This is a genomic window from Arthrobacter sp. NPDC057009 (genome assembly GCF_042673905.1).
GTDB lineage: Bacteria > Actinomycetota > Actinomycetes > Actinomycetales > Micrococcaceae > Arthrobacter.
This window is the reverse complement of sequence record NZ_JBHUSB010000011.1, coordinates 76,419-97,471: the sequence shown is the minus strand read 5'-3', so window position 1 is coordinate 97,471 and position 21,053 is coordinate 76,419. Positions and strand designations below refer to the sequence as shown.

The following is a 21,053-nucleotide window of genomic DNA, read 5'->3' as shown; positions in this document are numbered from 1 at the left end:
ATGCCAGAGGAGAACCACAGCCATGAGCGATTGGCGCCGCTATGACTCCCACCTGATCCCGGCCTTCCATGAGCGCTTCGAACAGCGCTGGGGCAAGGGAACAGCGCCGTTCCTGGATCCCGAGGCCCACGAGGAGCCGATGCCCCGCGCGCAGTGGATCAACCCCGCCACCGGTGCCGCCCTGGCCGTGGTGCCCGTCTGGTCGGACGACGACCAGCAGCACCGCTCCTTCGGGGTGTTCTATCTGCCGCCGTCGGGGGATATCTGGGTGCTTCGCCCGGGCCTCACCCAGTTCCTGGAGCCGGGCGCGGGCGGCTCCGCCAACCTGGTGGCCCTGCGGAACGATGCCTTCCGCAAGGCCGTGTCCCACGCCAACGAATTCCTCTTCGGCCCGCCGCCACTGGTGGATTGATTAACCCGGTCCGGCGAAGCCTGTGGACCCCGGTCCGAAGGGACCGGGTCCGGGGAATCCCGGTCCGGGAAAACCGTGCCCGCCAAACCCGGCCCCGGGCAGGCCCGGGCCGCCCAGCCCGTCCCCGCCGCCGGCGGGGCCGCTGCCCAGCAGGCTCCTGGTGAGGGTCTCGCCGTCGGCCATCAGTTCTTCCACCGCCCCGAGCAGGTAGCTGTCCGACACAGCTGAACCGTCCAAGGCGGCACGCACAACGGCCCGGCGGACCAGTTCACGCGCGAAGGAGGCCGTCGTTCCCTCGGTGCGGGCGGCCGCGTCCCGGACGGCACCAGGGCTGAACGGAATGCCGCGTGCATACAGGGTCACCAGCCCGATGCGTTCGTCCAGCGCCGGCAGCGGAATGTCCACGGCCAGATCCACACGGCCGGGCCGCTGGGCGAGGGCCCGCTCGAGCATGTCCACCCGGTTGGTGGTGAGGATGAACGCGACGTCGGCGTCATGGTCCAGGCCGTCCATGGCGTCGAGCACCTCGAACAGCAGCGGCTGCGGCCCGTGCCCGAAGCTCCGGTCCTCGGCAATCAGGTCGCAGTCCTCAAGCACAACGATCGACGGCTGCAGTGCCCGGGCCATGGCGGCAGCCTCGGAGATCCTGGCCAGTGACCCCCCGGACAGCAGGATCGCCGTGATGCCGGCACTCTGGCTCAGCAGGTACCGCACGGTGTGGGTCTTGCCGGTGCCCGGCCGGCCGTACAGCAGGATGCCGCGCTTGAGGTGCTGGCCGTACTCGTTCAGCGACTCCCGGTGCGCGGCGATGCCCAGGGCGTGATCGGCCACTTTCCGGAGCAGCCCCTGGGGAAGGATGACGTCGGAGGCGGTGAGCCCCGGCCGGGCATGGAAGGTGACTCCGCCGGTGCTGGGCCCGTACTCGCCCATGACCAGGGAGATGACCTGGCCTTTCAGCACGCTGCCGCGCTGCATCCGCCGGCGGAACTCAGCCAGGAAGTCCGCGGTGTTCTTCGCGTCGGAAGCCAGGACCTCGAGGCACGCCGTTTGCCGCCCGTACCGCGGCGCCGCGTCCCGCTGGAGGACAGCAACCGGGCGGCCTTCGTGCCTGAACAGCCACAGGCCCAGCGCCACGGCCTGCCGCTGCTCGTCCGGGCCCACAGCGAGGTTGATGTAGTCGGGCTGGGACAACGGAAACTGCGGGAAAAACTGGGACTGCTGCAGCATGTCGCTCAGCGACTGGTGATGGCGCTGGTCTCCGCCGCCGATGCCCACAAGCCGGAACTGATCATCCTCAGCGGCGAGTTCGGCCATCAGGATGTCCGCGTCCACGAACCGGTGCGCGGGCACCTCCTCCACCACCACCGCGAGCGATTCGGCCGGCACCTCCAGATGGTCCGTGATCGTTGTCACCAGCTGCCTTCCGGCCTTCACCCGGTGCTGTCCGGACTGCGCGATCTGAACCAGCTGCGCGAAATCATCGATGAACTTCCCCAATTTTTCATCCATGTTGCAGACCCTACCAGCGGCGGTCAACACCTGGCGGAGGATGGTGCCCGGCGGGCAGGCGCCGCGACGCCCGGCTCCCCTTCCCGGCCCCTCGTCAGCGAGCCCGGCCTGTGCCATTCTGGGAGATACCGCAGTCCCGGAAGGTGCAGGAGTACGGCGGCGCAAGGACCTGAGCTGCTGAAGGAGAAGGCCATGTTTGTGCCCAGGGGTTCGTTTTCCAGCTTCAGCGTCGATGACGTGGCACGGGCGAGGGAGTTCTACGGGCAGACACTGGGCCTGGCGGTATCCGACGGCGCGATGGGCACGCTGGAGCTGTTCATGCCGGAAGGCCACAGGATTTTCGTTTATCCCAAGGACAACCATGAGCCCGCCACCTTCACCGTGCTGAACCTCGTGGTGGACGACGTCGAGGCGGCCGTTGACGAGCTCAACGCGGCCGGCGTCCGGACCAAGATCTACGACGATGCCGACCTGCCCACGGACGCGAAGGGAATCGCCCGCGGGATGGGGCCGGATATCGCGTGGTTCAAGGACCCGGCCGGGAATGTGATTTCTGTGATTAATCCGGGCAGCGCGGCGCCCTGAGCGGTAGACTCCGGCAATCTGAAGTTTCGGTTACCAGCCGTTCACAACGTCACAGAGGTCCAGCGATGCATCCTTCCGCCAAAGAATTGGCCGCCATGGTCCCGACCGGTTTCACCCTCGGGGTGGCTACGGCCGCGTTCCAGATTGAGGGGGCGCTCGATGAGGACGGCCGCGGACCCGCCGGCTGGGACGTCTTTGCCGCCAAGCCCGGGACGATCGTGGACGGCCACAGCCCCGCCGTGGCGTGCGACCACTACCACCGCATGCCGCAGGACGTGGCCCTTATGAAGGAACTCGGCATCGATTCCTACCGGTTCTCACTGGCGTGGCCGCGGATCCAGCCCGACGGCCGGGGACCGGTGAACCGGGCCGGCCTGGACTTCTACGACCGGCTGCTGGACGAGCTGCTGGCCAACGGGATTTCCCCGATGGTTACGCTCTACCACTGGGACACGCCGCTGGCCCTCGATGAGGACGGCGGCTGGCTTAACCGGGACACCGCCTACCGGCTGGGGGAGTTCGCCGCCATCGCCGCGGCCGCGTACGGGGACCGGGTGGCCCGCTGGGTGACTATCAATGAGCCCGCCACCGTGACCACGAACGGCTACGCCCTGGGCCTGCACTCCCCGGGGAAGGCCGACTTCGCCAACGGCCTGCCCACCGTGCACCACCAGCTGCTGGGCCATGGCCTTGCCCTGCAGGCCCTGCGCGCGGCCAAGGTGCCGGGCGAAATCGGCATGACCAACGTGTACTCGCCCGTGGTGCCCAACTCCGGCAACCCCCTCGACTGGATCAGTGCCGGTGCCATGGATGTGGCGCAGAACCGGCTTTACGCGGACCCGGTGCTTACCGGGAAATACCCGGACCTGATCCGCCTCGGGAAGTTCTTCTCCTCCTTCGACCACCCGGATGAGGACATGGCCGTCATCTCCCAGCCGCTGGATTTCTACGGCATGAACTACTACATGCCCACCCGAGTGGCTGCCGGCGGCGGCGACAGCCCGGTGCCGGCGGCCATGGCGGAGGCGATGGGGGATGACCTCAAGGACGCCACGCCCGGTGCGCCGCTGCATATTGAACCGTGGCCGGACACCGAAACCACCGCCTACGGCTGGCCCGTGAAGCCGGAGTACATGGCCGTGGCGCTCAAGGAAATGGCTGAACGGTACCCGAACCTTCCGCCGGTGATCATCACGGAGGGCGGGGCGAGCTTCGAGGACGTCAAGGTCCGCGACAAGTCCACCAACCGGACCTTCATCCCCGACGAGCGGCGGCTCCGCTACCTGTCCGACCACCTCGGCACCGCCCTCCGCGCCACGGCCCCCGGCGGCGAGGCGGAGAAGATCGACCTGCGCGGCTATTACGTCTGGTCCCTGATGGACAACTTCGAATGGTCGGGCGGCTACAAGCAGCCGTTCGGCCTGGTCCACGTGGACTTCGAGACGCAGGAGCGCACGCCGAAAGCCTCCTTCTACTGGTTCCAGGAACTCCAGGAGGAACGGAAGCTGGCCGCCTCGGCGGATGCCGCCGTCGCGGCTGCGGCGGCCGCGCCGGAGGGCGCCGTAACTGATGGCATGCTGACAGACATAGGGATGTCCGACGGCGGAATGCCCGACGGCGGGCCTGTCACCTAAGGCGGCCTGTCACCTAAGCAGCTTGGTCGCCTAAAGCAGTTCGAGCTCCCTGAGCTGCCGGGCTATGCCCGCCCCGTCAGGGGAGTAGATCCAGGGCACCGTCGAGGCGCTGTGGTCCCCGTCCTCGGAGTGGCCGCCGGCGAAGACTGCCTCACTCACTGACAGCTGCCGGATAGCGATGGCCGCCACCTTGTCCGCGTTGTGCTGGGTGAACTGTGAGTAGATCTGCTCGTCGTGCTGGCCGTTGTCGCCGATCAGGAGCCAGCGCATGTGCGGAAACTCCGCCGCCAGCCGCTCCAGGTTGCGGCGCTTGTGTTCCTGTCCGCTGCGGAACCAGCGGTCCTGGGTCAGTCCCCAGTCCGTCAGCAGCAGCGGGCCGGCCGGATACATGTTCCGGGTCAGGAACCGTGCGAGCGTGGGCGCTGCGTTCCAGGGGCCGGTCGAGAGGTAGATGACGGGCGCGTCGGGGTGTTCAACGGTCAGCCGGTCCAGCAGCACTGCCATGCCCGGGGTGGCCATCCTGGCCCGCTCGCTCAGCACAAAGGTGTTCCAGAGGGCCAGGAAGGGCCGGGGCAGTGCCGTCACCATAACCGTGTCGTCGATGTCGGAGACGATGCCGAACTTGGTGTCGGGGGAGATCACAAAGATGCTGGCTTCCGCCGGTTCGGTGCCCGCGGAGCGGAGTATGGCCGTGTGCCAGCCGGGGGAGAGGGACACCGGAATGTCGATGTCCACAAGTCCGCCACGGTCGGCCTTCACCTTCGTGACGGTCCCGGCGATCTCGATCTCCACCTCTGAACGGGGAATGGGAACACTGGTGAACGCGCGCCAGCCGCGCACATTCTGGGTGCCGTTCCGGGCGGCGTGGTCTGCGCTGCTTCCGGGCACGGGCTTGCTGGCCAGCACTACCCGGCCCAGGACGCGGACCCACTCGGTGGAGCCGTACCCCTGGTAGGCGATGGTCTTGGGTTCGAACTTCCAGCGCCGGGCCAGCTTCAGGCGCGACGTATTGATCGAGTCCGAGAGCCAGTGGGCCAGGCGGAAGACCCGCGTCCCTGACAACCTCGCTTCTGACAGAGGTGATTCCTGTGACCGCATGTCCATGCCTTCACTCTGCCACAGGCCGGCGGCGCGTGGGCTGCCCGGCCGCACTCTGTTACCCGGAGTCTTCCAGCATGCTGCGCAGCGTGGCTGCATTCCGCACGGCGTTGCCGCCGCCGTCGTTGTTGAAATACGCGAAGACTTCCCGTCCGGAGCTGCGCCACTCACGGATCCGGTCCGCCCACCAGCCCAGGTCCTCGTCTGAGTAGGAGCCGCCGTACAGGTGCCGGTGGTCGGGCCCGTGCAGCCTGACGTAGACGAACGGTGCGGTGGCCTCCAGGTTGCAGGGCAGGTTGGCGCCGCTCATGACCGTGTATGCAGCCTGGTGCCGTTCAAGCAGGCCATACACCTCCGGCTGCTCCCAGCTCGGATGCCGGAACTCCACGGCCACGCGGATCCAGTCCGGCATGGCGGCAAGGAAATAGTCCAGGCGGGCGTCATCGCGCGCCATGTCCGGAGGCAACTGGACCAGCAGCACCGCCCGCTTGTCGCCCAGCTCATGCCAGCACCGCGAGATCCGTTCGATCCAGACTTCGGGGGCATACAGCTTCTTGCCGTGGGTGAGCCCGCGCGGGGCTTTGACGGAGAGCGCAAAACCGGCCGGCAGCCTGGTCCGCCAGCCGGCAAAGGTGGTGTCCCGCGGCCAGCGGTAGAAGCTGGCGTTCAGCTCCACGGTGCTGAACCTTGCTACATAGTGCTGCAGCCGGTCGCGGGTGGGAAGCCCGGGCGGGTACAGCACATTTTCCCAGTGGTCATAGCTCCAGCCGGACGTGCCGATGTGGGTCCTCATGTGGCGGACTCACTCGAAGTGGGTTGTGACGTTGCCGCCGCCGGCGGACTCCACGATGGCCGCAGCGACGTCGCGCAGCTTCAGGTTGCGCGTGCTGGACGCCGACTTGATGAGGTTGATGGCGTCCTCCTGGGTGCAGCGGTTCTGCGCAATGATGATGCCCACGGCCGTGTCAATGATGGTCCGTGATTCCATGGCCCGTCTCAGGTTGGCGGCGTTCTCGTTGCGCTGTGCCAGCATAACCGCGAGCCGGAGACCCTTGGAGGCCTGCCGCACATAGTTGACTGCCCGGTCCACGGCGGCGGCGTCAAAGACGTTTGGCTTCTCTGAGTACAGGTTCAGTCCCGCCCGGGCGTCGGCGCCGGGCAGCTCGAAAGGCACCGCCAGAACCGCACGTATGCCGTTCTTCAGCACGGTTTCGTTGTAGTCCGGAAATTCCGTGTCCAGCTCGAAGTCCGGAACGTGGACAACGACACCTTCCCGGCAGGAGCGAAGGCAGGGACCGTCGCCAAACCGGTACTGGAGTTCGTCCAATGCCTGGGCGTGCTTGCCGCTGCTGGCTACCGTGGCCGCCGAGCGGTGCCGCAGAAGGGTGATGCCACAATAGATCCGGCCTCGCGGTCCCGACATATTGTCCGCGGAGAACCGTGCAAGCTCCTCGAGGAAGTCCTGCACATCCTGGGTGTCCAGCAGCATCTCCTGGACGCGGCCCACCACGTCAGTCTCGTTCAGGCGACTATCCACGCAATGCTCCACTTCCGCCCGCCGAACCGGCGATTCCGGAAGGGCTGGGCAAGCTTATTTGGACAGGGCTCCGGCGGCCGCTCCGCCTAGCTTCAGGCTACACCCGGCTACCCCTCGTGCGGCGGGGCCGCCTGTGGCACTGTAAGGGCATGGTACGCATCGAGGATTATGCGATGGTCGGGGACCTGCACACCGGCGCCCTGGTCAGCACGGAAGGTTCGATTGACTGGCTGTGCCTGCCGCGCTTCGATTCGCCGGCGTGCTTCAATGCGATCCTGGACACCCCCGAATCCGGCCGCTGGCTCCTGGCCCCTGCCGGGGGAGGAGAATGCGCCCGGCGCCGCTACCGCCGGCACACGCTCATCCTGGAAACCGAATGGGAAACCGACGACGGCGCCGTCCGGGTCATCGACTTCATGCCGCCGCGCGATGAGGTGGCAGACATCGTGCGGATCGTGGTGGGCCTGCGCGGGCACGTCCGAATGCGGTGCGAGCTGGCCCTGCGCTTCGACTACGGCCACATCATCCCCTGGGTGCGCAGGGACAGCCAGGGCCTGCATGCCATCGCCGGACCGGATTCCGCCTATTTGGTGACCACCGCCCCGCTGCGCGGCGAACGCATGCACACGGTCAGCAACTTCACTGTCAAGGCCGGCGAGCGGGTGCCGTTCGTGCTGACGTGGGCGCCGAGCCATGTCCGCCGGCCGCGGTCCGTGGACGCCGAGGAAGTCCTGGACTCCACCGAACGGTTCTGGCACGAATGGACCGATAAGTGCAAGGTGGCCGGACCGTACAAGGACGCCGTGCAGCGCTCGCTGATCACGCTCAAGGCATTAACCTACGCGCCCACCGGAGGGATCGTGGCAGCGGTGACCACGTCGTTGCCCGAACAGCTGGGCGGGCCGCGCAACTGGGACTACCGCTTCTGCTGGTTGCGGGACGCCACCCTGACGCTGCAGGCGCTGCTGGCCGCCGGCTACACCTCAGAGGCGGCCGCATGGCGCGACTGGCTGCTGCGGGCCGTGGCAGGGGATCCGGCTGACCTGCAGATCATGTACGGAATCCACGGCGAACGCAGGCTTCCCGAGCAGGAACTGCCCTGGCTGTCCGGTTACGAGAAATCAGCGCCGGTCCGGGTGGGCAACGCGGCCGCGGGGCAGCTGCAGCTGGATGTGTGGGGCGAGGTGCTGGACTGCCTTGCCCTGACCCGCAACTCCCTGCTGAAGCACACCGACGAGGCCTGGGACGTCCAGGTGGCGCTGATGGAATACCTCGAGGGCGCCTGGGACCAGCCGGACAACGGACTGTGGGAAATGCGCGGCCCGCGGCGCCATTTCACCCATTCCAAGGTGATGGCATGGGTCGCGGCGGACCGGATGGTCAAGGGGGTCCGGGATTCAGGGCTTCCCGGCCCCGCTGACCGCTGGGAGGCGCTCCGCGACACCATCCATGCCCAGGTCATGGAGAACGGTTTCGACCCCGCCCGTAACACCTTTACGCAGAGCTACGGGCGGCCCGAACTCGATGCCAGCCTGCTCCTCATTCCCCGGGTCGGGTTCCTGCCGCCCGACCATCCCCGGGTGATGGGCACTATCGAGGCCATCCAGCGTGAGCTGACGGAGGACGGTTTCGTGCTCCGGTACCGCCCGCAGGTGAGCGACGACGGCCTGCCGGGGGGTGAAGGCGTCTTCCTCGCCTGTTCCTTCTGGCTTGTGGAAGCACTGCTGGGTGCCGGCAGGCGCAGGGAGGCCACGGAACTCTTCGAGCGGCTGCTGTCCCTGCGCAACGACGTCGGCCTCTTGAGCGAGGAATGGGGCGTCCAGAGCGGGCGGCATCTGGGGAACACCCCGCAGGCCTTCAGCCACTTCGCGCTGGTCACCAGCGCGCTGGAGCTGAACCAGCGCAAGCCCCGCCGAAGCGACAAACCACTCCCCGCAAAGGCCCGTACCGGGTGACGTCTCTCACCTTTGACGTTAGGTAAGTATACTTACTAACACCTCACCGAACGGTGAAGAAGGAGGAAGGCCTAAATGTCTGGATATTTCGAGTTGGTGGATGCTCCCGACGGCGGATACAGGATCCGGCTGCTGGACGGGACGGGGGCGCTGATGGCGGTGTCTGTCACCTTCCCGACGAAGCGTGCAGCGGTTGCGGGAATTGCGCAGGCGCGGGAGATCGCCGGAACCGGCCTGATCCGGGACCTCTGTAAGGATGCCGTCAAGCGGCCGGCCCAAAAGCGCCACATGAAGCCCTCCCGGCAGGCATTGAAGTCTGCGGTCAGCGCCGGTCATAGCTCACCGCTGGCTCCCCCGTCGCAGCGTAAGGTCTCACTGCAGGGCAACGCTGCCCCGCAAGGCAAAGTGTCCCCGCCGGGCAAAGTGTCCCCGCAAGGCAAGGCGATGCCGCAGCGCGTGCCCGCCCCGATGCTGGCCGAGCACTGATGCGCGTGGGAGGAGCCGGCCGCCGGAAGGGTGTCCTGTTCGATGTTGATGGGACGCTGATCGACTCCGCCTACATCCACACCCTCGCCTGGTGGCACGCGTTCCGCCAGTCCGGCTACGACGTGCCCATGGCCCGGATCCACCGCTGCGTGGGGATGGGCGGGGCGCGCCTGGTGGACACGCTGCTGCCGGACTCCCGGAACAAGGATGAGGTGGATGAGGCTGTCCTGTCCGCCCATTCGGGGGTTTTCGGCACATACTGGCCGTCGCTGCGGCCCCTCGACGGGGCCCGCGACCTGGTTGTGCAGTGCAGCGAGAGCGGGCTGGCGGTGGCGCTGGCCTCGTCCGCCAGGCAGCAGGACCTCACGGCGCTCCGGACGGCGTTGTCCGCGGATTCCTTCATTCACGCTGCGACCAGCGCCAACGACGCCGAAAACAGCAAGCCCGAGCCGGACATCCTTGTGGCCGCGCTGAAAGCTGTGGGGGTTGAGGCGTCGGAAGCTGTCTACGTCGGGGATGCGGTGTGGGATGTCATGGCCGCCAACGCCCTCGGCATGCCCACCATTGCGCTCACCTGCGGGGGCACCAGCGAAGCCGAGTTGCTGGCAGTGGGGGCGGCTGAGGTGTATGCGGGGCCCCGGGAACTGCTGGAGAACCTGGGCGGCAGCGCGATTGGAAAGCTGCTCGCCGGCTAGGTTCCCCGGCCTGGGTTCGCCTGCAGGAAAACGTTCCCCGGGGGGCCGGTCAGGCGCCGGCCGTGTCAGCCCTGGTCTCGGTGTTTGTGAACCCGCCACCCTCGGGCTCATCGGCGTAGGACCCCTTGTTCCACGACACCGCCACCGCGACGGAGCCGTCGTCGTTCCTGACAACTTCGGTGACCACATCCGACACCGACGCGCCCATGGCGAGGATCTTTGCGCGGTACGTGGTCACCAGCTCCTCGAGGCTCGCCTCCGTCCATTCGCCGGGGCGCATGCGCGTGGAGATTTCCACCGGTTCGGGCTGGTACAGCGACATGATGTTGCCTTTCTTCAGGGGCACGGTCAGTTCCTACGCTAGGAGCGTTCCGGGCCGGAGACAAGAGAAAAGCAAGTGTGCTTACTTTTCGCCTTTGCGGCCCGCTAGGATTGATAAGCATACTGATCTTCACATCCGGACCAGGGCACGTTACGGTCGAATGGACGCGACGTGCAGCGACAGGAAGGCATTCCATTGAAGGCTCTGACTTGGCAAGGCAAGCGCTCGGTGAGCGTGAAGGAAGTACCGGATCCCGTCATCCAGGAGCCCACGGATGCGATCGTGCGGATCACGTCGTCTGCGATCTGCGGCTCGGACCTCCACTTGTACGAGGTGCTTGGCCCCTATATGCACAAGGACGACGTGCTGGGGCATGAGCCCATGGGCATCGTGGAGGAGGTGGGCAGCGCCGTCACCAACCTCAAAAAGGGGGACCGCGTCGTCGTTCCCTTCAACATTTCCTGCGGCCACTGCTACATGTGTTCCCAGGGCCTGCAGTCACAGTGTGAAACCAGCCAGGTCCGGGAAAAGAACTCCGGCTGTGCGATTTTCGGGTACTCGGAGCTGTACGGGTCTGTCCCCGGCGGGCAGGCGGAGTACCTGCGGGTGCCGTTTGCTGACTATGGCCCCGTCAAGGTGGGACAGGAGCTGCCGGACGAGCGCTACCTGTTCCTCTCGGACATCCTTCCCACCGCCTGGCAGGCAGTGAAGTACGCTGATGCCCCGGCCGGCGGGACGCTGGCGGTCTTCGGGCTCGGCCCGGTGGGGCAGTTCACGTCGCGGATCGGCAACTATTTCGGCCAGCGCGTCATCGCTGTGGATCCCGTGCCGGAACGCCGCGAGATGGCGGCGCGCCACGGCGTCGAGGTTTTGGACTATTCCAAGGGCATCGCGGACGAACTGCGGGAGATGACCGGCGGCAGGGGCCCGGATGCGGTGGTCGACGCCGTCGGCATGGAGGCACACGGCTCGCCGGTGGCGGGATTCGCGCACCAGGCACTCGGACTCCTCCCCGACAAGGTGGCCCAGAAAGCCATGGAAACCGCCGGCGTGGACAGGCTGGCCGTGGTCCACGCGGCCATCGATTCAGTCCGGCGCGGCGGCACGGTTTCCCTGAGCGGTGTCTACGGCGGCACGGCCAGCCCCATGCCGCTGCTCACCATGTTCGACAAGCAGATCCAGCTGCGCATGGGCCAGTGCAACGTCCGCCGGTGGACTGACGAACTGCTTCCCATCGTGGAGGACGACGCCGACCCGCTGGGCGTGATGGATCTGGTCACCCACACCGCGGGGCTGGCCGAGGCGCCGGAGCTCTACGAAAAATTCCAGAAGAAGGAGGACGGCTGCATCAAGGTTGTTCTCAAGCCCTGACGGGCTACCAGACGCCGGGCTTCAGCAGCGAGGTCCGGGAAAGCGGCCGGCGGGAGCACTCTCCCGCCGGCCGCCTTCCGTTCCGGCTCTTCCTACTGCTCGCGCCACTCGTGGCCGGTGATGTGGGAGCCGGCCTGCGGCCCCATCTGGAGCATGCCGCCGTCGACGGCCCACGACGCCCCGGTGACGTAGCTCGATGCCGGGGACGCGAGGAAGGCGATGACGGCGGCCACCTCGCGCGCATCGCCCGGCCGGCCCAGCGGAACACCCGGCCGGTCCACCTGGTGCGGATCCTCGTCCGTCTGGCCGGTCATCGGCGTCGCGATTTCTCCGGGGGCCACGGAGTTGGCGGTGATGCCGTGGCTTCCCAGCTCCAGTGCAATGGTCTTGATGAGCCCGCCCAGTCCGTGCTTGGACGCGTCGTAGGCGGACGAACCCACGCGGGGCTGCCTCTCGTGGACGCTGGTCACGGCGATTATGCGGCCGCCCCGCCCGGCGTCGACCATCCGGCGGGCCGCCGCCTGGATGCAAAGGAAGGCGCCGTTGAGGTTGGTGTCCAGCGTTTTAGCCCAGGTCTCATAGTTCAGCTGGAGGAAATTGGTGCCGTCGCCTGTGCCTGAGTTGTTGACGAACACGTCAACGCCGCCCAGGTCCTCGGCCAGGCTATCGATGACATCCGCGCAGGTTAGGAGGTCGGTGGTGTCGAGCTGCCGGACCACCGCGTTCCGGCCAGCCGCCCGGACCTCCTCGGCCGTCCGCTCGGCACCGTCCTGGTCCGAATGCCAGGTGATGCCGACGTCAAGGCCGGCCCTGGCCAGCGCCACCGCGGTTGCCCGGCCGATCCCTGAATCGCTGCCGGTGACGATGGCGGTACGGGGCGAAAATTCCATCGTGCGTCCTTTCGGGGCGTGCAAGCCGAGCGTCAGGGTTCCTGCCGAGTGTCAGTAAGGGGCATCAGGCGGCCGCATCCACCACGCAGAAGCGGTTGCCGTCTGGGTCTTCCAGCACGATGAAGTCCGGATCGTCCGGATAGGAGTCCCAGTCCACGCGGGATGCCCCGAGCTCAACGAGGCGTTCCACCTCGGCTGCCTGGTCATCGGCGTAGAGGTCCAGGTGGAGGCGCGGGTGGGGCTGCACGGCGGTTTCGCTGAGCATGAGGGCGAGCCGGGCGCCGTCGCCCTTCTGCGGGATGAGCACCACCCAGGTTTCGTCGCCGTCTTCCCGGGGGACGTAGCCGAGGGCGTCGCACCAGAAGGCGGTGGCGCGGGCGACGTCGTTGACGCCAAGGACAGTCGTTCCGATCGTCAGCATGCCTTCATGCTTCCGCGCGCCCGGTTGTGGCGCAAGGGGTAGGGCTGAATAGGCGAAGTCGCCGGAAACGCACGAAATCGCCGGAAGCTTCCAGCGTGCGGGCAGGCTTCCGGCGATCTCGGTGGCAGAGGCGGCTAGGTCAGGCGGACCTGGCGGTTCATGTCCTTGTAGAGCAGGTAGCGGAATTCACCCGGGCCGCCGGCGTAGCAGGCCTGCGGGCAGAAGGCGCGGAGCCACATGAAGTCGCCGGCCTCCACCTCCACCCAGTCGTTGTTGAGCAGGTACATGGCCTTGCCCTCCAGGACGTACAGGCCGTGCTCCATCACGTGGGTCTCCGGGAACGGGATCACGCCGCCGGGCTGGAACGTCACGATGTTCACCTGCATGTCGTGGGCCAGGTCGCTGGAATCGGTGAAGCGGGTGGTCTTCCAGACGTCGTTGGTGTCCGGCATCGAAGTCGGTTCCACGTCCTTCTCGTTGGTGACGAAGGACTTGGCCTCGTACCCTTCAAGGCGTTCATAGGCCTTGCGGATCCAGTGGAAGGACACGATGTCCTCCGAAACGTTCTCCAGCCCCCACTGGGCCCCGGCGGCGAGGTAGGCGTAGCCGCCCTCTTCAAGCTGGTGCAGTTCGCCGTCGAGGGTCAGGTTGACCGTGCCCTTGGTGACGAAGATGACGCCCTCGACGCCTTCCTCGAATTCGGCCCGGGGTGCCCCGCCGCCCGGGCCGATCTCGACGATCAGCTGGGAGAACGTGGTGGCGAAGCCGGAGATCGGGCGCGCAATGATCCAGGAGCGGGTGTTGGAGAAGCCGGGGAGGTTGCTCGTCACGATGTCGGTCAGCACGCCCTTCGGGATGACCGTGTAGGCCTCCGTGACGATGGCGCGCTCGGTGGTGAGGTGGGTCTGCGGCGGCAGGCCGCCTTCGGGGTAGTAGTACTTGCCCATGTCTGGATCCTTACTTTGAAGTTGTGGTGAGGCGGGGGTGGGCCAGCGACGTGAGCTGGGGGAGTCCGACGCCGGCAAGCGCCTGCACTTCCTCGGCACCGACCGCTCCGCACTGCACGCCGCGCAGGACGAACGCTGCGAGTGCGCGGGCGGTGGCCGGCTCATCCATGACGCCGCCTCCCGTCTGCTCCACGTAGTTCCGCAGCCGCCCGGCCGCGGCCGGAAGGCCCTGGCGGTAGAAGGCATACGTGGCCGCGAAGCGACTGGGCAGCTGGGCCGGGTGCAGGTCCCAGCCCTGGTAGAAACCCCGCTCCAGGGAACGGCGCACCAGGCGGCCGTGCAGCTGCCAGGCATTTTCGACGTTGTCGCCCACGGGAATGATGTTGGTGGACCCGTCCGAGAGCCGGATGCCGGTGCCGGCCACAGCGAGCTGCATGACCTCCTTGGCGAAATCCGCCACGGGGTGCTCCATCGACTGGTATTCCGCCGAAATCTGCAGGGAAGCGGAGTAGTCGTAGGTGCCGTAGTGCAGCCCGCTGATCCGGCCGGGGACCGCGTGCGGCAGCTGCGCCACCGGGGAGGTCCCCTCCGGGCCGAGGATGAGCTGCGGGGTTTCCACCTGCACCTCGAACCGGAGCCGGCCGGCGGGGAGCGAATGGATTTCCTCGAGCCGGGAGACGGCGTAGTCCATGGCCTGGACCTGCGCCACGGTGGTGACCTTGGGCAGGGTCAGGACCAGGCCCGCGGGCAGTTCGCCCGCCGCGGCGAGGCCGGAGACGAACAGGTCGAGGGTGCGCAGCCCGCGGGCGCGGGTGGGCGCCTCGAAGCACTTGAACCGGATGCCGATGAACGGCGGCGCGGAGCCGGCCGAAACTGCGGCGGCCACCGCGGATGCCGCGGCAACGGCGGCGGCGTCCTCGGCGTCGTCGCCCCGGTCCCCGAACCCGTCCTCGAAGTCGAGCCGGAGGTCCTCGATCGGCTCGGTGCCCAGCTTCGTCTCCACCCGGGAGGCGACTGCCTCGGCGAGGTCGGCGTCCTGGCCCAGCAGCGAACCGAGCCGGGCCAGCCCGCCGTGGGCGGCCGCCGTCGCCAGCGCCTGGTTTCCCCAGTCGGCGGCGAGCGACGGCGTGAACCGGTCAGCGGGGACGTATACCGTGTGCACCGGCTGGCGGGAGCCGTCGTCGCCCGGGTAGTTCTGCTCGAGCAGCCGGTCGGTGTCCGCCAGCTGCCCGTCGATCCGGGCCAGATCCGCCGTGGTCAGCGAGGTTTCGGGTACCGCCATGCCTCAGCCCACCAGTTCGTAGGCGGGGGTGGTGAGGAAGTCGGTGTAGTCCTCGGAGAGGCAGATGTCACCGATCAGGGCGCTGGCGGGCTGGTAGTAGCGGGCGAACGCTTCCTCGCCCACCTCGCCGCGCAGCTTCTCGGTTTCCTCGGCGAGGATCCGGGTGACCAGTTCGCGGGTGACCTTGTTGCCGGTGTCGGCGAGGACCACCTCGTTGCGGATCTGCTGCCAGACCTGCGAACGGGAGATTTCCGCCGTCGCGGCGTCCTCCATCAGGTTGTGGATGGCCACCGCGCCGTTGCCGGAGATCCAGACGGCGGTGTAGGCCACCGCGACGTAGAGGTTCAGGCGCAGGCCGGCTTCCGTGACCTGGCCTTCGGCGGAGGCGATGTCCAGCAGCTGGCCGGCCGTGACCGAGACCTCGGGACGCTGCTTGTCCAGCTGGTTGGGCTTGTCCCCGAGGACGGAGTCGAACACCTCCCGGCAGACGGGCACGAGGTCCGGGTGGGCCACCCACGAGCCGTCGAAGCCGTCGTTCGCCTCGCGGGTCTTGTCCGCACGGACCTTTTCAAAGGCCTGCGCGGTGACCTCGGGTTCGCGGCGGTTGGGGATGACGGCAGCCATGCCGCCCATCGCGAACGCACCGCGGTGGTGGCAGGTCTTGACCAGCAGTTCGGTGTAGGCCCGCATGAACGGTGCCGTCATGGCCACGGTGGCCCGGTCCGGCAGTACGAAGCTGGAACCGGCGTCGCGGAAGTACTTGATGATGCTGAACAGGTAGTCCCAGCGGCCGGCGTTCAGGCCCGAGGCGTGGTCCCGCAGCTCATAGAGGATCTCGTCCATCTCGAACGCAGCCGGGATGGTTTCGATCAGGACCGTGGCGCGGATGGTGCCCTGGCCGAGGCCGAGGAAGTCCTGGGCGAAGACGAACACGTCGTTCCACAGGCGGGCCTCGAGGTGGCTCTCCATCTTCGGCAGGTAGTAGTACGGACCGTGGCCGTTGAGGACCAGCTGCTTGGCGATGTGGAAGAAGTGCAGGCCGAAGTCCACCAGCGCGCCGACGGCGGGTTCGCCGTCGAGCAGCAGGTGCCGCTCCTCCATGTGCCAGCCGCGGGGGCGTGCCACCACGACGGCCAGCGGGGCGTCGGTGCGGAGCCGGTATTCCTTGCCTTCGGGCGAGGTGTAGCTCAGCGTCCCGGTGGCGGCGTCGCGGAGGTTGAGGATGGCGTCGATGACGTTGCCCCAGGTGGGGGTGCTGGCGTCCTCGAGGTCGGCGAGCCACACCTTGGCGCCGGAGTTCAGGGCGTTGATGGCCATCTTGGCCGGCGAGGCCGGCCCGGTCATCTCAACCCGGCGGTCCTGCAGGGCCGCCGGTGCCGGCGCGACCTTCCAGTCGCCGTCGCGCACGTCCTTGGTCTCCGGCAGGAAATCCAGGCTGCCGGTCCGGGCCACCTGCTCACGCTTGGCCTTGCGGGCCTCGAGCAGCTCGCCGCGGCGGCCGGCGAAGCGCTTGTGCAGCTCCTCCACGAACGCGAGGGCCTTCGGGGTCAGAATCTCCTCAGCACGCTCGATCGGCCGGGGGTCTGTGACTGTGATAGCCATTGTGGGTCCTTTCCAGGGCTGATTCAGGCGTTGGCGAGAGCCGCGTCCGCGGGCGCTGCTTCCGTGGGTGCTGCGTGCGCGGTCCGAACACCGGCGGCCGCGTGTGCGGCGTGCGCTACCGCACTGGCAACGTCGGCGGCCACGTGGGGATCGAAGACGCTGGGGATAATGTAGCTCGCATTCAGTTCGTCGTCAGCAACCCGGTTGGCGATTGCCTCGGCGGCGGCCACCAGCATCTCCGGAGTGATGTCCGATGCCCCGGCGTCCAGCAGGCCCCGGAAGAAGCCCGGGAAGGCCAGGACGTTGTTGATCTGGTTCGGGAAGTCGCTGCGGCCGGTGGCCACCACCGCGGCGTGCTTGGAGGCGACTGCCGGGTCGATCTCCGGCGTCGGGTTGGCCATGGCGAAGACGATCGCGTCCTTGGCCATGGAGGCAACCTGCTCCTCGCCGATCACGTGCGGGGCGCTGACGCCGATGAAGACGTCGGCCCCCTTGAGGGCCTCGTGCAGCGTGCCGGAGAAGCCTTCTTCGTTGGTGTTGGCCGCGATCCAGGTGCGGTGCTCGTCGTCGTACTTCTCGCCCGAGTGGATGGCGCCGGAACGGCCGGCGGCGATGATGTGCTGCGCGCCCTGGGCCTTGAGGAGCTGGATGATTGCCGAACCCGCGGCGCCGACACCGGAAACCACGATCCGGACGTCGGCGAGCTTCTTGCCGACGACGCGCAGTGCGTTGACCAGGGCTGCCAGTGTGACGATCGCGGTGCCGTGCTGGTCGTCGTGGAAGACCGGGATGTCCAGTTCCTCGCGGAGCCGGTTCTCAATCTCGAAGCAGCGCGGGGCGGCGATGTCCTCGAGGTTCACGCCGCCGTAGACCGGGGCCATGGCCTTGACGATCCGAATGATTTCCTCGGTGTCCTGGGTGTCCAGGCACACCGGCCAGGCGTCGACGTTGGCGAACTGCTTGAACAGCGCGGCCTTGCCCTCCATGACCGGCAGTGCAGCCGCGGGGCCGATGTTGCCGAGGCCGAGGACGGCGGAACCGTCGGTGACCACGGCGATGGTGTTGCGCTTGACGGTGAGGTTCCGGGCGGCGTCGGGGTTTTCGGCGATGGCGAGGCAGACGCGGGCGACGCCGGGGGTGTAAGCGCGGGAGAGATCGTCGCGGTTGCGCAGCGCGACCTTCGGGACCACCTCGAGTTTGCCGCCGAGGTGCATCAGGAAGGTGCGGTCGGAAACGTTGCGCACGGAGACGCCGTCGAGCGCGTTGAGCGCATCCTTCACGCGGTCCGCGTGGTCCTGGTCCGTGGTGTTGCAGGTGACGTCAACTACGAGCGTCTCGTGGTGGGACTCGGTGACGTCCAGCGCGGTGATGGCAGCTCCTGCGGCACCGACGGCGGCCGCGAGCTCGCTGGTGGCCGTGAAGCTCGACGGCGCCTCCACGCGCAGGGTGATTGAGTTTCCGGGGCTCGGGTTCGCCATTGAATGTCCTCCTGGTTGGGCCTGCCGCTGGGGCGGGCCAGTCTGCTGAATGTTTTCGTATTATGGATATTATTATTCTCTTTGTGGAAATTCAAGCCCCTGGTTACTTCCATCGACGGCGCCCGGGGCCTTGCTGTATCTTTGGCTGTCTAAGCAACTTTTTTCACGATGCGGATAAGAGTTGTCGTATTCGAGGCAACAGGAGAGTGCTACATGGCTGAGAAGGCCACCGGAGGCGTGCAGTCCGTTGAGCGCGTCTTTGAACTTTTGGAACTGATCACGGACGCCGGCGGCGACGTGACGCTCAGCGAGCTCTCCTCCTCCACGGACCTGCCCCTGCCGACGATCCACCGGCTGCTGCGCACGCTTGTGGCGCTGGGCTACATCCGGCAGCTGCCCAACCGCCGCTATGCCCTCGGCCCGCGGCTGATCCGGCTCGGCGAAGGTGCCAACAAGCAGCTCGGTGCCCTGGCGCGGCCGCAGCTGAAGTCCCTCGTGGACCGGCTGGGGGAGACGTCCAACATGGCCGTGCTGGACTCGGACATGGTCATCTACGTGGCCCAGGTGCCGTCGCTGCACTCCATGCGCATGTTCACCGAGGTGGGCCGCCGCGCCCACACCCACGACACCGGCGTCGGCAAGGCGATCCTGGCGCAGCTGGACGACGAGGTGGTGCGCGGCATCGTGACCCGCACCGGCATGCCCACGCCCACGGCCAAGAGCATCGGCGACTTCGATTCCCTGATCGCGGACCTGAACCGGATCCGGGAACGCGGCTACTCGATCGACGAGGAGGAGCAGGAGCTCGGCGTGCGCTGCTTCGCCATGGCCGTGCCCAACGCTCCGACGCCCACCGCCATCTCCGTCTCCGGGCCGGTCTCCCGCGTGGACGACTCCTTCGCCGAGCGCGCGGTCCCGCTCCTCCGCCAGGCGGCCCAGGCCATCTCTGACGAGCTCAACCAAAACTGACGCCCTTCCCCAAGCTGGCCTCCCGCCGTCGTTCTTTCATCCCGCGGACCCGCCCGAGCGCGAACGTACACTTGTGGCCCCAATTCTCTGCAGAAATGGGGCCACAAGTGTACGTTCGCGCCTATGGGTCGCTAGTGCTCAGACGTTGAGGACGCCTGGATGGGGACTTCCTTGCCGTCGCAGTCGATCAGCTTCCCGCCTTCGAAGCGGTCGCCGTCCATCAGGCACTTGATGTCCTGTTCCTGGACCACCCGCTCCGTGCCTGCCACGAAGACCGACTGGTTGTCCGAGTTGCCGGCCTTGAGGTGGTTGAAGAGCAGGTTCAGCAGGATGGCCATGACCGCCGCCGAGCTGATGCCGGAGTGGAAGATGGTGCTGAACCAGGACGGGAACTGGTCGTAGAAGGCCGGTGCGGCAATCGGGATCATGCCGAAGCCGATGGACGCGGCGACGATGATCAGGTTCATGTTGTTGCGGTACTCCACCTTGGAGAGGGTCCTGATGCCGCTGGCGGCAACGGTTCCAAAGAGTACGACGCCGGCACCGCCCAGGACAGGCGTCGGCACCGCCGCGACCACCCGGCCAAGGATCGGAAGGAGGCCGAGGATGACCAGGATGAGGCCGCCGGCGCTCACGACGAACCGGCTCTTGACGCCGGTGATGGCCACGAGGCCCACGTTCTGGGCAAAGGCGCTCTGCGTGAAGGAGTTGAAGAGCGGGGAGATGGCGCTGGAGAGCATGTCGGCCCGGAGGCCGTCGCCGATCCGCTTGGAATCGACCTTGGTGCCCACGATCTCGCCCACGGCGATGATGTCCGCCGACGTTTCGGTGAGCGTCACCAGGATGACGATCAGCATGGAGATGATGGCCGCGATCTCGAACGTCGGGGGACCGAAGGCGAACGGCGTGGGGAAGGCTACGATTTCACCCTGGCCCACCTTGGAGAAGTCGGCCATCCCGAAGACGAACGCAATGCCGGTTCCCAGCACCATCGCCAGGAGGATGGACAGCCGGGAAATGGCGGCGTTGCCCACCTTGCTGAGCAGCAGCACGATGGCCATGGTGGCGGCGGCAAGGCCGATGTTGGCCATGCTGCCGTAGTTGGGGGCCGACTTGTTGCCGCCCATGGCCCAGTTGGCGGCCACGGGCATCAGTGTGAGGCCGATGGTGGTGATCACCGTGCCCGTGACGACCGGCGGGAAGAACTTGATGATCTTGGAGAACAGGGGTGTGATCAGCAGGCCGATCAGGGAGGCCGCGATCACGGAACCGAAGACAGCCTGAATGCCGCCACCGCCGTGGACAATCGCCACCATGGTGGAGACGCCGGCAAAGGAGACGCCCTGGACGAGCGGGAGCTGGGAGCCGAAGAAGCGGATACCGACGGTCTGGAGGATCGTGGCCAGGCCGCCTACGAAGAGGCAGGCAGCGATGAGCAGGCCGATGTCCTGCGATGACATGCCGGCCGCGGCGCCGATGATGAGGGGCGGGGCGATGATGCCGCCGTACATGGTGAGGACGTGCTGGAACCCGTAGGCGAAAGTGCTGCCGATGGAGAGGCGCTGGTCTTCCGGGCGGGTTGCCGCTGGGCGGCTTTTCTTGGTGATGTTCATGGCAGACTTTCTTGGTTCATGGCAGACGTCTTCGTCTGGCTAACAGTGTCTGGCTAACAATTTGAGTCTTGCTGTGTGTGGCCCGAGCTGTGGATGGGGCTTGGCTGTGGAGTTTTTGTCCACTTATTAGGGGCTTTGGGGCGCTTAAAGTCGCGGTATCTGTACAAAAACTCGGGGGGCTTTGCTTGGGTGTGGGGCTCTAATGCGGTGTTGCTGGGTGCCGGCGGGCCCGCGGACCTCTCGTGTC

The 21,053-nt window shown here is 67.1% G+C and carries 20 protein-coding genes; 8 read left to right on the top strand and 12 right to left on the bottom strand.

Annotation, left to right across the window (positions count from 1 at the left end):
* The first annotated feature begins 22 nt into the window (after window positions 1-22).
* Window positions 23-412 carry a hypothetical protein gene (locus ACFTR6_RS13210; protein ID WP_076800329.1) on the top strand — a complete coding sequence of 130 codons (390 nt, stop codon included), beginning with the start codon at window positions 23-25 and terminating at the stop codon, window positions 410-412.
* On the opposite strand, the gene ACFTR6_RS13205 is transcribed toward ACFTR6_RS13210, so the two are convergent.
* Window positions 413-1,921, bottom strand: coding sequence for an AAA family ATPase (locus ACFTR6_RS13205; RefSeq protein ID WP_377958249.1), 1,509 nt, complete (start codon window positions 1,919-1,921; stop codon window positions 413-415). It abuts the gene before it with no gap.
* Between the two features lie 192 nt (window positions 1,922-2,113).
* On the opposite strand from ACFTR6_RS13205, the gene ACFTR6_RS13200 reads away from it, so the two are divergent.
* Both ACFTR6_RS13200 and ACFTR6_RS13195 read left to right on the top strand, forming a co-directional pair.
* Complete coding sequence (locus tag ACFTR6_RS13200) at window positions 2,114-2,506, top strand: VOC family protein (RefSeq protein WP_377958248.1); 393 nt, start codon at window positions 2,114-2,116, stop codon at window positions 2,504-2,506.
* Window positions 2,507-2,571: 65 nt separating this feature from the next.
* Complete coding sequence (locus ACFTR6_RS13195) at window positions 2,572-4,140, top strand: GH1 family beta-glucosidase (protein ID WP_377958247.1); 1,569 nt, start codon at window positions 2,572-2,574, stop codon at window positions 4,138-4,140.
* A gap of 30 nt (window positions 4,141-4,170) precedes the next feature.
* Here ACFTR6_RS13195 and ACFTR6_RS13190 read toward each other — a convergent pair whose 3' ends face one another.
* Genes ACFTR6_RS13190 through ACFTR6_RS13180 form a run of 3 tightly spaced genes read right to left on the bottom strand, consistent with a single transcriptional unit; the run spans window position 4,171 to window position 6,775 of the window.
* Complete coding sequence (locus ACFTR6_RS13190) at window positions 4,171-5,244, bottom strand: App1 family protein (RefSeq protein WP_087872692.1); 1,074 nt, start codon at window positions 5,242-5,244, stop codon at window positions 4,171-4,173.
* Between the two features lie 52 nt (window positions 5,245-5,296).
* Window positions 5,297-6,031 carry a DUF72 domain-containing protein gene (locus ACFTR6_RS13185; protein WP_377958246.1) on the bottom strand — a complete coding sequence of 245 codons (735 nt, stop codon included), beginning with the start codon at window positions 6,029-6,031 and terminating at the stop codon, window positions 5,297-5,299.
* Between the two features lie 9 nt (window positions 6,032-6,040).
* Window positions 6,041-6,775, bottom strand: coding sequence for a GAF and ANTAR domain-containing protein (locus tag ACFTR6_RS13180; RefSeq protein ID WP_377958245.1), 735 nt, complete (start codon window positions 6,773-6,775; stop codon window positions 6,041-6,043).
* A gap of 149 nt (window positions 6,776-6,924) precedes the next feature.
* On the opposite strand from ACFTR6_RS13180, the gene ACFTR6_RS13175 reads away from it, so the two are divergent.
* From ACFTR6_RS13175 to ACFTR6_RS13165, 3 genes are all read left to right on the top strand, one after another.
* The gene (locus ACFTR6_RS13175) at window positions 6,925-8,730 is read left to right on the top strand and encodes a glycoside hydrolase family 15 protein (RefSeq protein WP_377958244.1); all 1,806 of its coding nucleotides are present in this window, start codon (window positions 6,925-6,927) and stop codon (window positions 8,728-8,730) included.
* Window positions 8,731-8,805: 75 nt separating this feature from the next.
* Entirely contained in the window at window positions 8,806-9,216 is a 411-nt protein-coding gene (locus ACFTR6_RS13170) for a YegP family protein (protein ID WP_087872694.1), read from the top strand.
* Window positions 9,216-9,911, top strand: a complete 696-nt coding sequence (locus tag ACFTR6_RS13165) for an HAD family hydrolase (RefSeq protein WP_377958243.1) — start codon at window positions 9,216-9,218, stop codon at window positions 9,909-9,911. The genes ACFTR6_RS13170 and ACFTR6_RS13165 overlap by 1 nt, the downstream gene beginning before the upstream one ends.
* Before the next feature lie 49 nt (window positions 9,912-9,960).
* Here the strand turns inward: ACFTR6_RS13165 and ACFTR6_RS13160 are convergent, their stop codons facing one another.
* Window positions 9,961-10,257 (bottom strand): hypothetical protein, encoded by a 297-nt coding sequence (locus tag ACFTR6_RS13160; protein ID WP_253250345.1) that lies wholly within the window; start codon window positions 10,255-10,257, stop codon window positions 9,961-9,963.
* Between the two features lie 171 nt (window positions 10,258-10,428).
* On the opposite strand from ACFTR6_RS13160, the gene ACFTR6_RS13155 reads away from it, so the two are divergent.
* Window positions 10,429-11,604, top strand: coding sequence for a zinc-dependent alcohol dehydrogenase (locus tag ACFTR6_RS13155; protein WP_377958242.1), 1,176 nt, complete (start codon window positions 10,429-10,431; stop codon window positions 11,602-11,604).
* 92 nt (window positions 11,605-11,696) lie between these two features.
* Here the strand turns inward: ACFTR6_RS13155 and ACFTR6_RS13150 are convergent, their stop codons facing one another.
* The 6 genes from ACFTR6_RS13150 to ACFTR6_RS13125 form a co-directional block, all read right to left on the bottom strand.
* Window positions 11,697-12,494: an SDR family oxidoreductase gene (locus tag ACFTR6_RS13150; RefSeq protein WP_377958241.1), complete on the bottom strand. Its 798-nt coding sequence runs from the start codon at window positions 12,492-12,494 to the stop codon at window positions 11,697-11,699.
* Between the two features lie 64 nt (window positions 12,495-12,558).
* Complete coding sequence (locus ACFTR6_RS13145) at window positions 12,559-12,915, bottom strand: VOC family protein (protein WP_076800351.1); 357 nt, start codon at window positions 12,913-12,915, stop codon at window positions 12,559-12,561.
* Between the two features lie 134 nt (window positions 12,916-13,049).
* Window positions 13,050-13,862 carry a bifunctional allantoicase/(S)-ureidoglycine aminohydrolase gene (locus ACFTR6_RS13140; RefSeq protein WP_076800353.1) on the bottom strand — a complete coding sequence of 271 codons (813 nt, stop codon included), beginning with the start codon at window positions 13,860-13,862 and terminating at the stop codon, window positions 13,050-13,052.
* Between the two features lie 10 nt (window positions 13,863-13,872).
* On the bottom strand, window positions 13,873-15,144 hold the full coding sequence (locus ACFTR6_RS13135) for a DUF6986 family protein (RefSeq protein WP_377958240.1): 1,272 nt from the start codon (window positions 15,142-15,144) through the stop codon (window positions 13,873-13,875).
* Between the two features lie 3 nt (window positions 15,145-15,147).
* Window positions 15,148-16,746, bottom strand: coding sequence for a malate synthase A (aceB, locus tag ACFTR6_RS13130; RefSeq protein ID WP_076800357.1), 1,599 nt, complete (start codon window positions 16,744-16,746; stop codon window positions 15,148-15,150).
* Window positions 16,747-16,769: 23 nt separating this feature from the next.
* Window positions 16,770-18,224, bottom strand: coding sequence for an NAD-dependent malic enzyme (locus tag ACFTR6_RS13125; protein ID WP_377958239.1), 1,455 nt, complete (start codon window positions 18,222-18,224; stop codon window positions 16,770-16,772).
* A gap of 213 nt (window positions 18,225-18,437) precedes the next feature.
* Here ACFTR6_RS13125 and ACFTR6_RS13120 point away from each other — a divergent pair, with 213 nt between their 5' ends.
* A complete protein-coding gene (locus ACFTR6_RS13120) occupies window positions 18,438-19,193 on the top strand; it encodes an IclR family transcriptional regulator (protein WP_076800361.1) in 756 nt (251 codons plus the stop codon).
* A gap of 131 nt (window positions 19,194-19,324) precedes the next feature.
* On the opposite strand, the gene ACFTR6_RS13115 is transcribed toward ACFTR6_RS13120, so the two are convergent.
* A complete protein-coding gene (locus tag ACFTR6_RS13115; RefSeq protein ID WP_076800363.1) occupies window positions 19,325-20,806 on the bottom strand; it encodes a nucleobase:cation symporter-2 family protein in 1,482 nt (493 codons plus the stop codon).
* Window positions 20,807-21,053 lie beyond the last annotated feature (247 nt).